The following is a 16,005-nucleotide window of genomic DNA, read 5'->3' as shown; positions in this document are numbered from 1 at the left end:
AAAAAGTAACGATTACTGATCTTTGCTCTGGATGATGAGAAGCAGCCCGCCTTCGATATGCACGATGCCTTTTTCCTGGGACAGCCGGTTGCTGACCCCGAGTGATTGTCCCATGCGAAGCGAAGCGTTATGAAGCGGATATTCAAAGCCTTCCAGTTCGATGCCTGTGACCTCGGTGGTGAGGGGGAGCAGAGAGACGTACTTAAACCCGCGATCCTCCACAACGCAGCTTGAGCCTGTTAAGGTGATGTAATTGTTCTTATCTAATATGGAGCATGGAATGTGGTGCTGCAGCCCGCGGATCAGCATATGGATGTTAGCCAACGTATGATCCAGCCGGGTGCCGCTTGCTCCCATGATCAAGATGGATTCAGGCGACTGTTCGAGCGCCAGGTCAAAGGCAAGTTCGGTATCGGTTAGGTTTTTATCGATCGGATCGCATTCGATGATTTTTCCGCTCATCGCTTGAACCTTCGCCATTTCTTCGGGGGTGATGGAATCGAAATCCCCGACCGACAAATCCGGTTTGATCCCGTGCTCGATTAAAAACAAAGCGCCGCGATCTGCGCCGATAATGAAATCCCCGCTTCGGATCTCCTCTAAAAATTGTGCAGACAACTCCCCTCCGGTAAAGATCAGAGCGCGTGCAGGCAACATGTCATTTCCTCCTTTATTAAGAGAATTGCCATTTCATCTAGTATATAGCAGGATTCATACTTGCACAATTTAATAGGCGTGACTACAATGTAGTAGGTAATTTTTCGCGGAGCGGGGGAATCGGGAATTGTGGACATGCATGTGTTTGATGTATTCAGTATTATTGGGACGATAGCGTTCGCCATGTCCGGAGCCGTTGTGGCAATGGAAGAGGATTATGATATTCTGGGAGTTGTGGTCCTTGGTCTCGTAACCGCCTTCGGCGGAGGCATCATTAGAAACGTGCTGATCGGGGTTCCCGTGACGACCCTGTGGGGCCAAAGCGATCTGATTATACTGGCCTTGATTTCGGTATTTTGCGCGTTCGTGCTTCCTCTCGGATGGCTCCACCATTGGAAGAGAACCGAAGCGTTATTCGATGCGATCGGATTGTCCGCCTTCGCGATTCAAGGGGCGCTCTATGCGACGCAAATGAATCACCCGCTAAGCGCAGTTCTTGTCGCAGCCGTGCTGACAGGAAGCGGGGGCGGCATGGTTCGCGATCTGCTTGCCGGGCGCAAGCCGCTTGTCCTGCGGGACGAGATCTATGCAGTCTGGGCGATGGCGGCAGGAGCGGCCGTCGGTCTCGGCGCTGCGACGACGACGTGGCAGTTGTTGACGTTGTTCGTGGTCGTCATTGTATTCCGAATGCTGTCCGTTCATTATAAATGGAGACTGCCCAGAAGATCGCTTTCGCATGGAGGCGCATCGGGCGGCGGCATGAGTGCCGGCAGCTGAGAATCACTCGGGTGACAACTTTGGAGAATGATCGAATATCATCCGTTTAAACGATGTTTTTAAGGTATGATTGATGACGAGGAGGTGGAAGCGATGGTATCCGTCTTGTTTGTATGCTTGGGCAATATTTGCCGCTCGCCGATGGCGGAAGCGGTGCTTCGACACAAGATCGCTGCAAAGGGCTTGCAGGATAAAGTTAAGGTGGATTCGGCAGGCACCGGAGACTGGCATGTCGGCAAAATCCCCCATGAAGGGACACGCAAGCTGCTGGACAGCTGGAACATCAGCTATGAGGGGATGACGGCACGGCAGGTGATGAGCAAGGACTTGGAGGCGTTCGATTACGTGATCGGGATGGACGACTCCAATGTAGCTAATATGCGGAAGCTGCCAGGCGGCGGTGATGCAAGCATCATGAAGTTTATGGATTTGCTGCCTGACGAAAAGCTGAGAGAGGTGCCGGATCCTTATTTCACAGGGAATTTCGAAGAAGTGTACCGTCTCATCGATGCCGGATGCGACATCCTGCTGGACAAGATCATCCAAGAAAAGCTATAATCGATTCGAATAAAGCGGTCTGTTTTCTAAGCCGCTTATTCAACGAACCGGATTGAAAGCGTAACCAAGAAGGATGTTCCATAAGATGAACAATGCACATTCCATAATAATGCGCGGTTGTTCATCTTTTTTTACAGACGAAAGCGAGGGTAAGATGCGGCAGGACCTCCCTAAATTTTTTGCCGGAATGAATCAGTCACAACAGCCATGCAGAACGTAAAATGGCCCGACTCCCTGTAGAAGGGATCAGGCCATAGCCGCAAAGCGTAACGAATCCTTATGGATAGTCTGTACCTCTTAAGGAACGACCATCATGTCAGCCCGAATTAGCCCAAAAAGTACATAAGGGCAGCAGGCAGCTCTTTTTGCCAGAAGCCCCAAAGGTGACGCCCGTCTTTCTCATAATAGGCTACTTTAGCCCCGCGATCTTCGAGCAAAGCCTTGGTCTGGCGATTCAATTCTACGAAATTGTAGACGCCCGTATCGGTAGCGTAATTGTCTTCTTGCAGACCTACGATCATATAGATGTCGAGCCATGACAAATCCTGCTCCTGCTTGATGATGCTCTGGGACATCTCGTAGAAGGCACCGGACAAGCTGATCACTCGCGTGAACAGATGCGGGTAGCGGAGCGCCAGATGCACGGATACGCTGCCGCCAAGGGAGTCGCCTGCAAGCAGCCGCTCGCCAGCTTCTCTTCGAACAGGATAATTCTGTTCAATGAAGGGAATAATCTCTTCGGCGAAGCAGGATACGTAGGCATCGAACCGGTTGCCGAACGGTGCGTATTCTTCGGTACGGACTTTGGTATTCACTTCGACTCCGACGATAATAAAAGGTTCAACCCCTTCGTCAAGGATCAGCTGGTTAGCCCAGGTTGCAATCCGGCCGAAGTTGAAAAATTCCTCGCCGTCCTGGCAGTAGACAACAGGATAGCTGAGAATTTCGTTATAGCCGGGTGGAAGGTAGATGCGCAGCGTCCGTGATTCTTGAAGAAACCGGCTTTCAATCGTTTCCTTCACAATGGTTCGCTTCAATAGTCGTTCATTCGTCATCACTCGTCACCTTTTTCGGGTTAGTTTTTGAAATGGAGTACACAATAAGTTAAAATTACCCTATTCGTACATTCCTGTCTGCTGTACTATGATGTTTGTCATACTGTTATAGTGTTATACACCCGCTGTTATACATACAAACGTTAAGAAATCTGAAATTTTATGAGGTATTTCTTTGACGAATGGAGTAAAACAGGTGTATAATAATTCTATAACAGCGGAACTTGATATTCAAATATTTATTGAGGTGAAAAAAATGACCAAGGTTCCTTATGAAGTATATACCGAGGAAGTGGATACTCTATCTGTACTTTCCCCGGATGGCGAAATCGTAAACCAGGATCTTCTGCCAGAACTGTCGGACGATCAACTGAAAGAAATTATGTACCGCATGGTGTTTACCCGTACTTGGGACGATCGTGCCGTTAACCTCGGCCGCCAAGGTCGCCTCGGCTTCTACGCGCCGGTTTCCGGTCAAGAAGCAACGATGGTCGGCAGTGAATTTGCAATCGAGAAAGACGATTTCATCTGCCCGGGCTACCGTGATATGCCGCAGATCGTATGGCATGGTCTTCCGCTTTACCAAGCGTTCTTGTATTCCCGTGGACATCAGCATGGCGGACAAATTCCGGAAGGCGTTAACGTCCTGATGCCGCAAATCATCATCGGTGCGCAAATTTTGCACGCGATGGGTATTGCTATGGGTTATAAATTGAAGAAGCAAAAGCAAGTTGTTATTACTTACACCGGTGATGGCGGTTCGTCCGAAGGTGATTTCTATGAAGGCTTGAACTTCGCTGGCGTTTACAAGCTGCCTGTCATCTTCTTCGTACAGAACAACGGCTACGCGATTACGACTCCGTTCTCCAAGCAAACAGCAGCGCTGTCCATCGCGCACAAAGCGGTAGCTGCCGGCATCAAGGGCGTTAGAATTGACGGCATGGACGTGTTCGCGGTTATCAAAGCGGTTCGTGACGCTGCTGAGCGCGCTCGCAACGGCGAAGGCGCAACGCTGATTGAAGCCGTAACCTACCGTTTCCGTCCGCATTCCCTTTCCGACGATGCAACCAAATACCGCACGAAGGAAGAAGAGGGCGAATGGAGCGAGAAGGATCCGATCGCGCGTCTTGCGAAATATCTGGAGAAGAAGGGTCTTTGGACAGAAGAAGATACGGCTCGCGTGAAAGAAGAAGCGAAAGCGAAAGTCAACGAGCAGATCAAGAAAGCAGAACAAACGGAGAAAATGACGGTCCCAGGATTGATCGACAGCATGTTCGAGCAAACTCCGAAGCATCTTGAAGAGCAAAAAGCCGATTTCCAATAAGGAAGCTTAACCGATAATTGTTCACGGCCAATGAACGGACAATTATTCGGTTTTGTCATGGGTGCAAAGGATCAGGGATTGAATATAGCGTAAACGGCGCCTAAGTCGCTGGAATAGTGAACTGTAACACTTAAGGAGGAAATCAAGCAATGGCACAAATGAACATGAAAGAAGCGATTCGCGACGCCATGCGCGTTGAATTGAGCCGCGATCCGAACGTTGTCATCTTCGGTGAAGACGTGGGTAACGTCGGCGGTGTGTTCCGGGTAACAGAAGGCCTTCAGAAGGAGTTTGGCGAGGAACGCGTATTTGATACGCCGCTTGCCGAATCCGCGATCGGCGGTCTTGCGGTAGGTCTGGGTATTCAAGGCTTCCGTCCGATTGCCGAGATTCAATTCGTCGGTTTTATTTTCGAAGCGCTGGACCAAATCGCCGTACAGGCTGCCCGTATGCGTTACCGTTCCGGCGGACGCTACAATTCGCCAATCGTATTCCGCACCCCGTTCGGCGGCGGGGTTAAAGCGGCTGAGCTGCATACCGACGCTTTGGAAGGTTTGCTTGCACAAACACCGGGTATTAAAGTTGTAGTTCCTTCCAATCCTTATGATGCAAAAGGACTTATGATCGCAGCGATCCGCGACAACGATCCTGTATTCTTCATGGAGCACTTGAACCTGTATCATGCGTTCCGCGCTGAAGTTCCGGAAGGCGAGTATACGGTCGAGCTCGGTAAAGCAAACGTGGTTCGCGAAGGCTCCGACGTAACGATTATTGCGTACGGTTTGATGGTTCACACCGCAACGAAGGCGGCTGAAGAGCTCGAGAAGAACGGAATCAAAGCGGAAATCATCGACCTGCGCACCATCGCGCCGATCGACATCGACACGGTGATTGCATCGGTGAAGAAGACCAACCGCGCGATCGTCGTGCAGGAAGCTCAAAAATCCGCCGGCGTGGCAGCAGAAGTCATTGCACAGATCAATGAAAAGGCAATTTTGCATCTGGAAGCTCCAGTTCTGCGTGTAGCACCTCCGGACACCGTGTATCCGTTCGCTCAGATCGAGGATGCTTGGCTCCCTACCCCTGCGCGGATTGTAGATGCCGTTAATAAAGTCATGAATTTCTAATTGCAGCAAATATTTAGGGAGGTTTTTCAGTTGGCAAAATTTGAATATCGTTTTCCAGAGCTGGGCGAAGGTTTGCATGAAGGTGAAATCATCAAAATGCATATCAAGCCGGGCGACAAAGTAACAGACGACGACATCATCATGGAAGTGCAGAACGACAAAGCGGTCGTAGAAGTTCCTTGTCCCGTGAACGGTACGGTTCAAGAAGTTTTTGCCAAGGACGGCCAGGTTTGCCGCGTCGGTGAAGTGGTTGCGATCATCGATGCCGAAGGCGACATTCCTGAGCAAGCAGGCGGCCATGCGGAAGAGCAGTCCGCTCAAGAAGCTGATGCTGCAAAAGGAAGCGCGGATACCACTTCCTCGCCTGCACAAGACGCTCCGGCTGATGCGAAGCAGGGCGGAAACGGCAGCGCTAGCGCGCCTGCAGCTCCGAACCGCGAAGTGCTTGCAACGCCTAGCGTGCGCAAGTTCGCTCGTGAGCAAGGCGTGGATATTACACAAGTGCAAGGCTCCGGCAACAATGGCAAAGTGACCCGCGAAGATGTGGAAGCCTTCAAGAACGGCGGCGGTCAAGCGGCAGCAGCTCCTGCACAAGAAGCGGCTTCCGAGACGAAAGCAGCTCCTGCAGCAGCATCCGCAGCAGTGGATCCACGTGCCGAAGAAGAGCGCGTGCCATTCAAAGGCATCCGCAAAGCGATCTCGAATGCCATGGTTAAATCGGCTTACACTGCTCCGCACGTAACAATCATGGACGAAGTGGACGTAACCGAGCTTGTGGCATTCCGTACCCGCATGAAGCCGATTGCCGAGAAGAAAGGCACGAAAGTTACGTATCTGCCGTTCATCGTGAAGGCTCTTGTTGCGGCTTGCCGCCAGTTCCCTGCCTTGAACGCGATGATCGACGAAGAAGCGAACGAAATTGTGTACAAAAAGTACTACAACATCGGTATTGCAACCGACACCGATAACGGCTTGATCGTACCGGTTATCAAGGATGCCGACCGTAAGAGCATCTGGATGATCGCCGACAGCATCCGTGATCTGGCGGCACGCGGCCGCGAAGGCAAGCTGGCTCCTAACGAAATGAAAGGCAGCACGATTTCCATCACGAACATCGGTTCCGCAGGCGGCATGTTCTTTACGCCGATCATCAACTTCCCAGAAGTTGCGATCCTCGGTACCGGCCGCATCAGCGAAAAAGCGGTCGTGAAGAACGGTGAAATTGTAGCGGCACCTGTCATGGCGCTGTCCCTCAGCTTTGACCACCGCATCATCGACGGCGCTACAGCTCAAAACTTTATGAACTATATTAAACAACTGCTCGCTAACCCTGAGCTGCTTGTTATGGAGGTGTAACTAATGGTAGTTGGAGATGCTTCTCTGGATATTGATACATTAGTCATTGGTGCAGGACCTGGCGGTTACGTGGCGGCGATTCGCGCCGCCCAGCTGGGCCAGAAAGTTCTGATCGTGGATAAGTCCGAGCTCGGCGGCGTCTGCTTGAACCGCGGCTGTATCCCTTCGAAAGCGCTGATCTCTGCTGCTCATCAGTATGAGGCTGCCAAGCATGCCGATGCATTCGGTATTTCCGTGGAGAACGTAAAGGTTGACTTCGCGAAAACCCAGGAGTTCAAAAACGGCGTCGTTAAAAAAATGACCGGCGGCGTTGCCGGCTTGCTCAAAGGCAACAAGGTCGAAGTATTTAACGGCGAGTGCATGTTCATCAACGAGAACGAAGCGCGCGTATTCAACGATCATGAATCTCCGCGTTACCGTTTCAAAAACTGCATCATCGCAACCGGCTCCCGTCCGATCGAGCTGAAGCCATTCCCATTCGGCGGCCGCATCCTGTCGTCCACCGAAGCGCTGAACCTGCAAGAAGTGCCTAAGAGCCTGATCGTTATCGGCGGCGGCTACATCGGCGCAGAGCTTGGCCAAATGTACTCCAAATTCGGTGCGAAGGTAACGATTATCGAAGGTATGGACAGCGTTCTTGCCGGATTCGATAAGGATATGACGAGCCTCGTAACGAAAAACATGAAGAAAACCGGCATTGAGATCATCACCGGTGCAAAAGCTGAAAGTGCGGAGCAAAACGATAAAGAAGTTACCGTTAAATACTCCGTAAACGGCGAAACCAAAGAAGTAACGGCTGAGTACCTGCTCGTAACGGTTGGACGTCGTCCAAACACCGATGGCGAGCTTGGTCTTGACCTCATCGGACTTGAGCTTGACGAGCGCGGCTTCGTGAAAGTTGACCATCAAGGCCGCACCAGCATTCCGCATATCTTCGCAATCGGCGATATCGTTGCCGGACCTGCGCTTGCCCACAAAGCTTCCTATGAAGGCAAAGTGGCTGCCGAAGTTATCTCCGGAATGCCATCGGTTGTCGATTACAAGTGCATCCCTGCCGTTGTATTTACGGATCCTGAGTGCTCCAGCGTAGGTTACACCGAAGCTCAAGCGAAGGAAAAAGGCCACAAAGTGAAGGCCGGTAAATTCCCTTACGCTGGCAACGGACGTTCCGTATCCCTGAACCACCCTGAAGGCTTCGTGAAGATCGTTGCCGAAGAAGGAACAGGACTTGTACTCGGCGCGCAAATCGTAGGTCTGGAAGCTTCCAACCTGATTGCCGAGCTTGGCCTTGCGATCGAGATGGGTGCTACGCTTGAGGATCTGGCATTGACGATCCATGCACACCCAACGCTTGGCGAAATCGTAATGGAAGCTGCGGAAGTTGTTATGGGTCATCCGATCCACATTATCTCCCGCTAATCCGTTCGAATTTTAACGGATCATCATATATTTGCCAAGGAGGCAGAGAACGCTATAAAGGCGCGATCTGCCTCCTTTTTTAGATAACAGAAAGTATAAACCTCGGAGGAGCGGGAGGAATTTTCGTCTGCCCAACCTGCCATGAACATGATAGACTATGCATATGAGATACCAGAGAGGTGAGTTTGAAGATGAAGCAATATTTGGAGCTGCTGCAGGACATTCTGGAGCATGGAGTAGAAAAGGAAGACCGGACGGGAACAGGGACGCTGTCCGTCTTTGGAAGGCAGCTGAGGTTCGACCTGTCGCAGGGCTTTCCTCTCGTCACAACGAAACGGATCCATCTAAAATCGGTCATTCACGAGCTGCTGTGGTTTTTGAGCGGCGAAACGAATATCCGGTATTTAAAAGAAAACGGCGTACGGATCTGGGACGAATGGGCGGATGAGAACGGTGATTTGGGTCCGGTATACGGCTCGCAATGGCGTGCGTGGGAAGCGCCGGATGGCCGCCGAATCGATCAGATCGCGAACGTCATCGAATCAATCAAGACGAATCCGGATTCGCGCCGGCATATCGTGAACGCCTGGAATGTGGCGGAAATCGACAATATGAAGCTGCCGCCGTGCCACTTCGTATTTCAATTTTACGTGGCGGGAGGCAAGCTCTCCTGCATGCTGACGATGCGCTCGGTAGACAGCTTCCTCGGCCTGCCGTTCAATATTGCGAGCTATGCGCTGCTCACGCATATGGTAGCCCAGCAGTGTGACTTGGAGCCAGGCGAATTCATCTGGTCCGGCGGGGACGTCCATATTTATTCGAATCATTTGGAGCAGGTTAAAACCCAGCTGCAGCGGGAGCCGTACGATCTTCCGAAGCTGATTATCAAACGCAAACCGGAGAGCATCTTCGACTATACCTTCGAGGATTTCGAATTTGAAGGCTACCGGCATCATCCAACGATTAAAGCGACGGTTGCGGTCTAGTGGATTAGCCGGGCATCCAGTTGCCGGAAATGCAGGACAGACCGGAGGAATAGACAGTATTGCATCGGAGGGGGCAAGCATTGTGCCCCCGAAGAAAAGGGGGATGGCTGACATGATTTCGATGATATGGGCCATGGGCAAGGATCAGGTGATCGGACGCAATGGAACGATGCCTTGGCATTTACCGAGGGACCTTGCCTTTTTCAAGGAGAAGACGCTTGGCAAGCCGATCGTTATGGGAAGGAAAACATGGGAATCATTCGGAAGCAAGCCGCTTCCGAAACGAACGAATATCGTACTGACCCGGGATGAGAGCTTCGCGCTTCCGCCGGAGCAGGGGATCGTCATTCACGATCTGCAGGACGCGTTGCCCTATGCCCGGGAGCAGGAGCTGATGGTGATCGGGGGCTCCCAGATATACGAGCAGATGCTGCCGCTGGCCGATCGCTTATACTGTACTTTTATCGATGAAGAGTTTGAAGGCGACACCTTTTTCCCGGAAATTGACTGGGAGCAGTGGCAGGTTGTTGAGGAAACGCCGGGAATTACGGATGAGAAGAACCCGTACGCGTACCGATTCGCCATTTATGACCGTAAGCGATAATCGATTATCGTAGATATCCTATTCTCTCCCATCTATTACCCTTGTTCGATTATGGCAGGATAGTACAAATGATCATGCATATAATCCATTTAATTGGCGAAAAGCGAAATGCTACTATATTTTTAATGTTTGTAGGTACAATTGCTTGAATTGCCTTATACTGCGCGGATTTCGGAACTGATACAAACTTTTATTAAGGATAATAAAAAAGATGAATCAGGAAAAGTGCCGTTTCTAGGCAGATTTGACGCTCGTTAGTATGCGATTATGATATGATATTTTGTGCATGGAAATCAGAATAGATAGAACGGATGGGGGAAAAGCAGGATGTCTACACCAACAGGCTTTATGGAATATCAGCGTCAGCTTCCGGCAGACCGGGACCCGGCAGAACGAGTAAAGGACTGGGAAGAGTTTCATAAACATCTAGAAGAAGAAGAGCTCCAAACCCAAGGAGCGCGCTGTATGGATTGCGGCACGCCATACTGCCATACGGGAATTGACATGATCGGGGGCACCTCGGGCTGTCCGATCCACAATCTGATCCCTGAATGGAACAACCTGGTGTATCGCGGACTGTGGAGAGAGGCCTTGGAACGTCTTCACAAAACGAATAATTTCCCTGAATTTACAGGCCGGGTATGTCCGGCGCCATGCGAAGGCTCTTGTACGGTCGGACTGATCGGCGAGCCGGTTACGATAAAATCGATTGAGCAGGCGATCATCGACAAGGGCTTCGAGGAGGGCTGGGTCGTACCTGAGCCGCCCGAGAAGCGCACAGGGCGACGGGTAGCGGTTGTAGGCTCTGGTCCTGCCGGTCTTGCGGCTGCTGCCCAGCTCAACAAGGCAGGGCATAGCGTAACCGTATACGAGCGTGCAGACCGGATTGGCGGGCTGCTGACGTATGGCATTCCCTCGATGAAGCTCGATAAGGGAGTCGTTCAGCGACGCGTTGACTTGCTGCGGGCCGAGGGGATCGAATTTGTGGTAAACACCGAAATCGGTAAAGACATTCCGGCGCAGAAGCTCACTCAGGACTACGACGCCGTCGTATTATGCGGAGGGGCGACGAAGCCTCGCGAATTCAACATCGAGGGCAGCGATCTGAAGGGCGTCCATTATGCGATGGACTACCTCAACGGAACGATTAAGAGCTATCTTGATTCCGGTCTTGCCGACGGCAACTATATCTCTGCAAAAGACAAGGACGTTATCGTCATTGGCGGAGGCGACACCGGCTCCGACTGCGTGGCCACAGCCCTCCGCCACGGCTGCAGAAGCGTGACCCAATTCGGTACGCATAAGCGGGCGCCGCTTACACGGGATCCGATCGCGAATCCTTGGCCGCAGTTCCCGAATGTGTATACGCTTGACTATGCGCATGAAGAAGCCAAAGCGCTGTTCGGCAGCGATCCGCGTGAATTTTCCATCATGACCACGAAATTTGTCGGTGATGAGGAAGGCAATTTGAAGGAGCTCCATACCGTTCAAATCGAGCGGATTGTCGACGAAACCGGTCGCAAAATCTACCAGCCGATCCCGGGAACCGAGAAGGTGTTTCCTGCCCAAATGGCACTGATTGCCATCGGATTTGACGGACCGGAGCAGACGCTTGTGCAGCAGCTCGGTCTGGAAACGGATCGCCGCTCCAACGTAAAGGCTCCGTATGGCAAATATACGACGAATGTGGATAAGGTCTTTGCAGCCGGCGATATGCGCCGCGGTCAAAGCTTGGTCGTATGGGCCATCAACGAAGGCCGCGAGGTTGCCCGCGAAGTGGATAAATATTTGATGGGTGCAACCGTTCTGGTTTAAAAACATTCTTAAATATGCTATAGTTTGTATTAGAAGAAGGACTTCGCAGCCGCGAAGTCCTTTTTGGAGTTAGCGGCCTATAGCATATTGCTGCGAACTCGGCCGGGAGGAGAATGTCAGATGAAAACACTGGTCATTGCCGAAAAGCCGGATATGGGACGGAATATCGCGGCGGTGATCGAGCCACGGGCGAAGAATCACCGCACCTATCTGGAGGGCGAGCAGTATATTATCACTTGGGCAATCGGACATCTCGTAGGTCTGGCGGAGCCGGATGCCTATGATCCGAAATACAAGCGATGGAATTTAAGAGATTTGCCAATCATACCGGAGCAATTCAAAATCGTTCCGAATCCGAAAACGAAGGATCAGCTGAAGGTCATCGGGGAAGTGGCCAAGCGTTGCAGTCACATCGTCAATGCATGCGATGCGGGGCGCGAAGGACAGTATATCTTTGCTCTGATCCAGCAGCAGCTGAAGTTAAGACAGCCTGTCAAGCGGCTGTGGATATCGGACTTAACGCCGGAAAGCATCGCTAAAGGCTTCGCCGAGCTGAAGGACGGGGCGGAATTCGAGGATTTGACGCAAGCGGCGCGTGCCCGCAGCGAGGCGGATTGGCTGATCGGCATGAACGCATCCCGTGCGTTCACCACACGCCATCAGACCCTATTATCCGTCGGACGGGTGCAGACGCCGGTGCTGGCTTTGATCTATGACCGGCAGAAGGAGATCGAGGCATTCGAGTCCCAGACCTTCTATGAAGTCAAAGCCTTGTTTCGTCAGGAAAAGCTTGAATATACGGGAACATGGCAGGGGGAACGGCTAACCTCGAAGGAGAAGTCGGACGCGATCGCTGCAAAGGTTCAAGGCAAGCAAGGGGCGGTCGCCAAATATGAAGTCAAGGAAACGAAGGAATACCCGTTCAAGCTGTATGATCTGACCTTGCTTCAGCGCGAGGCCAATGCGAAGTATGGCTATTCGGCCAAGAAGACGCTGGACCTCGCACAAGCGCTGTACGAGCGGCATAAGGTGATTTCTTATCCGCGTACCAATTCCAACTATGTGAACGAGCAAAATATCGAAGGCATGCACAAGGCGCTCCATATGCTGAAATCGACCTCCTACGGACAGATGGCGGAAGGAGCGGATCCAAAGCGTGTCCATATCAATAACAAGGCGGTTTGTAATCCGCAGCGGGTAGAGGATCACCATGCAATCCTGCCGACGCTGAAGCGGCCCGGCAATCTGAGCAAGGAAGAAGCGCATATTTACGACCTGATCATCATCCGCTTTCTTTCGCACTTTTATCCGCCTGCATTGTACAAGCAGCATACGGTGTTGACCGAGGTTGAAGGCGAAACGTTCAAGACCGGGATCAAGGAGCTGCTGTCATTAGGCTGGAAGGTGCTTATCGAGAAGGATAAGGAACAGAAGAAGTCGAAGGGATCGTCCCGCAAAGGTAAAGACGAGGAGGAGGACGAAACCCAGGAATGGAACGACCGTTCATTTGATATCGCACCGGACCGTCCGGTGTTTTGCCGGAAATCGGAAGTAAAGGAGAAGGCCACACAGCCGCCGAAGAGCTATACCGAAGGAACCTTGCTTAAAGCGATGGAGAGTGCCGGCAAGTCCATTGAGGACGATGAGCTGAGGGATGCAATGAAGGACAGCGGCCTCGGAACGCCGGCCACCCGAGCGGCAACGATCGAACGGCTGAAGAAGGTCGGTTATATTACGATGCAGGGCAAGAAAATCACGGTTACGCAGAAAGGGAGGACTGCCGTCGAGCTGATCCGCCACGCCGGCGTCGAGCTTCTTGCTTCGCCGGAAATGACCGGGCAGTGGGAGCGGAGGCTTCACCAAATATCCAAGGGAGAGGCGTCTGCAGAAACGTTCATGCAGAATGTCCAGAAGTTTACGGTTTCCATAATCAATAAAGTGTCTTCGCAGCCGCCGGCACCGCCCTCCCTGTTTGGCGGAGATGAGGACAAGCCGAAGGGAAAAGGCAGGGGAAGAAGCAGTAAGGCGGCCGCCGGGAATCCTTCGGCGGCTCGAAAGCGTCCGGAGCGGTCGCCGAATAAGCCGGATACTCCGGTTCCGTCCATTCGCGAGCCTCTTGGCCGTTGTCCAAGGCCTGGCTGCGGCGGTCAAATTATTGAGGGCCGGAAAGGATACGGCTGCGCCAACTTCAAGTCCGGATGCTCATTCGTCATCTGGAAGGAGTTTGCCGGCAAATCGATATCCCAGGCCATGCTGAAATCGCTGCTCGAGCAGGGCAGAACGAAGCTGCTGGCATTTAAACGCGAGGACGGAAGCACGTATAAAGCCCGAATGGTGTTGTCATCCGGAGGCGACGGCAAGCTGTCCCTCGAAACCGAGGCGGGGACAGCGGTTCGACAGTAATAATAGCATCGATGTTAGTATAGGGATAGAATCGACTTTTAAAATAATGAAAAAAAAGGGGTACCCTGCTTAAGGTTTGTAACAACCTTCAGGGTACCCCGATTGAATTTACATGAAATGATGATGAATGACATCCGGGACTTCGGTCAGCGCGGACACCGTATACAGAACGTTATGAGGCTCTTGCTTCAGCTCTACGAGATTGTATTCCCATTCCCGCTGCTGCTTGAGATAGATGCTGTTGATGCCGGCGGTAAGTGCAGGCACGACATCGGTGCGAAGGGAATTGCCGATCATCCAGGTATGGGAGCGGTCAAAGCTTCCGGCACTGACTATTTCCTCAAGGGCTTCTATATTTTTATGCCGGCGGATGTAGATCCGGTCTCCGAAATAGTCGGCGAGCTTCATCTGCTCGATTTTACGCTGCTGAATGCGTGCTTCCCCGCCGGTATACAAGTACAGTCGATGCCCGTCGGCTTGAAGCCGCTCCAGCGTTTCCACCATACCGGGATAAGGTTCAACCTCCTGATCATAGACGCTCATGCCGAGAACGAATAGCTGCTCTTCCTCGATAGTCGACAGAGTCCGTCCGTGAGCTTCGCAGTAATGCCGATAAGTGGCGATCAAGGATTGCGGGAAGTTCGTACTGGCGAAGCCGAGCTGTTTCGTTCCGGCAATATCGATTTCGATTTGCTTGCTCCGGACCTCCTCGGTCGTCAAGCCAAAGGGTGAAAACCAATCGGTCATCCATTCGAAAAAATCCCCGAGTATCAAATCGAAGTATTTATTGCAGTGGATCAAGGTATCATCCATATCGAAGATGATATGCTGTGGTGTTATGCTCATGGTTGTCTCCTTCTTGCGGTTATTTCATGTACATCGTCGTCCGCGTCACCTTACGCGGGATCACGTCAAACGGATATAATCCTCCAGGAACATCTGAAGCTCGGAGGCTCCATCCGGACGCAGGCTGAACCGCTCGTTGTTCTCGGATTTCAAGTGGGAGCGCAGCAGCCCCGCCGCCCGAAGAATCATCAGATGATGCATCAGCTCTTCGTAAGGCTGGTTCAGATCAGCAGCCATCTCCGACACGGCCTTCGGCTCATCGGCGATGTAGCGGAGCAGGCGCAGACGCTCCGGATCGGCCAACGCTTCGGTCATGCGCAGCAGGACGACAGGCGGCTCGTCCTCATCCTCTTCCGGAATATCGATCGGATACTGAAGCAGCAGCGTATTTTCATAGAAGCAATATGTATTGATCGGGCGGAAATGGGTGCCGGGAAACAAAATGACGTTCTCCTGGGGCACCTGATCCAGAATAACGCCGCTCGTCGCGTATTCGATCAGATGCTCATCGTCCATCTTCGGAAGCAGCGTTTGCTTCTCTTCGGCATCCTCCTCAAGCAGCTGACGCAGCTCGTTCTCGACGGAGGAGAAGTAATGCGAATGCCAGAGCTTCATTAGCGGTATATAGCTTTCGCGGATTCTTGCGATTTCATCCCGGGACAAGGACGGAAGATGAGGATACAGCAGCTCGCCTAATGCATCGATTGAAGAGTTTTCGATCCAGTCCAGGAAATCGGGGATCTCCTGATGGTCGCCCCGGAGCATGACCAGCGCATACAGCACGTCGTAATCGGATAAAGGCCACTGCCGGGCCGCGATGAACCGCACCCTTGCATCCTCCGGCATGCGCTCGTCCATTTCGGTGATGAGCCGCTTGCCGATGTCCAGGTTATCGGTCCATTTTCTCGTTGCATATATCATGAAGCTGCCCAGCAGCTCGTATACCATGGATACATCGATACGCACTTTATATTTCATTTACAGATACCCTCCCAATTGATGGCATTGTTATTATTATGGCTTGTATCGATTGGGCTTGTCCACTATAATGTTCATTTGGCTGTTTAAATTCATTGTT

The 16,005-nt window shown here is 52.0% G+C and carries 14 protein-coding genes; 10 read left to right on the top strand and 4 right to left on the bottom strand.

Annotation, left to right across the window (positions count from 1 at the left end; genetic code table 11):
• Window positions 1-12: 12 nt before the first annotated feature.
• Window positions 13-657: a thiamine diphosphokinase gene (locus tag NSQ46_RS18225; RefSeq protein ID WP_341033764.1), complete on the bottom strand. Its 645-nt coding sequence runs from the start codon at window positions 655-657 to the stop codon at window positions 13-15.
• A gap of 135 nt (window positions 658-792) precedes the next feature.
• Here NSQ46_RS18225 and NSQ46_RS18220 point away from each other — a divergent pair, with 135 nt between their 5' ends.
• Together NSQ46_RS18220 and NSQ46_RS18215 are read left to right on the top strand one after the other, a co-directional pair.
• The gene (locus tag NSQ46_RS18220) at window positions 793-1,434 is read left to right on the top strand and encodes a trimeric intracellular cation channel family protein (RefSeq protein ID WP_007130001.1); all 642 of its coding nucleotides are present in this window, start codon (window positions 793-795) and stop codon (window positions 1,432-1,434) included.
• Window positions 1,435-1,527: 93 nt separating this feature from the next.
• Entirely contained in the window at window positions 1,528-1,992 is a 465-nt protein-coding gene (locus tag NSQ46_RS18215; protein WP_007130002.1) for a low molecular weight protein-tyrosine-phosphatase, read from the top strand.
• A 326-nt stretch (window positions 1,993-2,318) separates the two neighbouring features.
• On the opposite strand, the gene NSQ46_RS18210 is transcribed toward NSQ46_RS18215, so the two are convergent.
• Window positions 2,319-3,047, bottom strand: a complete 729-nt coding sequence (locus NSQ46_RS18210; RefSeq protein WP_007130003.1) for an alpha/beta hydrolase-fold protein — start codon at window positions 3,045-3,047, stop codon at window positions 2,319-2,321.
• Window positions 3,048-3,303: 256 nt separating this feature from the next.
• Here NSQ46_RS18210 and pdhA point away from each other — a divergent pair, with 256 nt between their 5' ends.
• The 8 genes from pdhA to NSQ46_RS18170 all read left to right on the top strand — a co-directional run bounded on the left by pdhA (window position 3,304) and on the right by NSQ46_RS18170 (window position 14,081).
• Complete coding sequence (gene pdhA, locus NSQ46_RS18205) at window positions 3,304-4,371, top strand: pyruvate dehydrogenase (acetyl-transferring) E1 component subunit alpha (protein ID WP_028403525.1); 1,068 nt, start codon at window positions 3,304-3,306, stop codon at window positions 4,369-4,371.
• Window positions 4,372-4,520: 149 nt separating this feature from the next.
• A complete protein-coding gene (locus tag NSQ46_RS18200) occupies window positions 4,521-5,498 on the top strand; it encodes an alpha-ketoacid dehydrogenase subunit beta (protein ID WP_007130005.1) in 978 nt (325 codons plus the stop codon).
• Between the two features lie 30 nt (window positions 5,499-5,528).
• Window positions 5,529-6,854, top strand: a complete 1,326-nt coding sequence (locus NSQ46_RS18195; RefSeq protein WP_007130006.1) for a dihydrolipoamide acetyltransferase family protein — start codon at window positions 5,529-5,531, stop codon at window positions 6,852-6,854.
• A gap of 3 nt (window positions 6,855-6,857) precedes the next feature.
• Entirely contained in the window at window positions 6,858-8,273 is a 1,416-nt protein-coding gene (gene lpdA / locus NSQ46_RS18190; protein ID WP_007130007.1) for a dihydrolipoyl dehydrogenase, read from the top strand.
• Window positions 8,274-8,464: 191 nt separating this feature from the next.
• Window positions 8,465-9,259, top strand: coding sequence for a thymidylate synthase (thyA, locus tag NSQ46_RS18185; RefSeq protein ID WP_028403523.1), 795 nt, complete (start codon window positions 8,465-8,467; stop codon window positions 9,257-9,259).
• Window positions 9,260-9,371: 112 nt separating this feature from the next.
• The gene (locus NSQ46_RS18180; protein ID WP_342574265.1) at window positions 9,372-9,863 is read left to right on the top strand and encodes a dihydrofolate reductase; all 492 of its coding nucleotides are present in this window, start codon (window positions 9,372-9,374) and stop codon (window positions 9,861-9,863) included.
• Between the two features lie 327 nt (window positions 9,864-10,190).
• On the top strand, window positions 10,191-11,678 hold the full coding sequence (locus NSQ46_RS18175; protein ID WP_007130010.1) for a glutamate synthase subunit beta: 1,488 nt from the start codon (window positions 10,191-10,193) through the stop codon (window positions 11,676-11,678).
• 120 nt (window positions 11,679-11,798) lie between these two features.
• Entirely contained in the window at window positions 11,799-14,081 is a 2,283-nt protein-coding gene (locus NSQ46_RS18170) for a type IA DNA topoisomerase (RefSeq protein WP_028403521.1), read from the top strand.
• 108 nt (window positions 14,082-14,189) lie between these two features.
• Here NSQ46_RS18170 and NSQ46_RS18165 read toward each other — a convergent pair whose 3' ends face one another.
• Entirely contained in the window at window positions 14,190-14,927 is a 738-nt protein-coding gene (locus NSQ46_RS18165) for an HAD family hydrolase (RefSeq protein ID WP_028403520.1), read from the bottom strand.
• 60 nt (window positions 14,928-14,987) lie between these two features.
• Complete coding sequence (locus NSQ46_RS18160) at window positions 14,988-15,905, bottom strand: helix-turn-helix domain-containing protein (protein ID WP_213615075.1); 918 nt, start codon at window positions 15,903-15,905, stop codon at window positions 14,988-14,990.
• Window positions 15,906-16,005: the final 100 nt, after the last annotated feature.

The sequence above is a fragment of the Paenibacillus sp. FSL M8-0142 genome, from assembly GCF_038597315.1.
GTDB classification, from domain to species: domain Bacteria; phylum Bacillota; class Bacilli; order Paenibacillales; family Paenibacillaceae; genus Paenibacillus_AQ; species Paenibacillus_AQ lactis.
The sequence above is the reverse complement of the archived record's forward strand: the minus strand, read 5'-3'. Positions and strand labels throughout refer to the sequence as shown.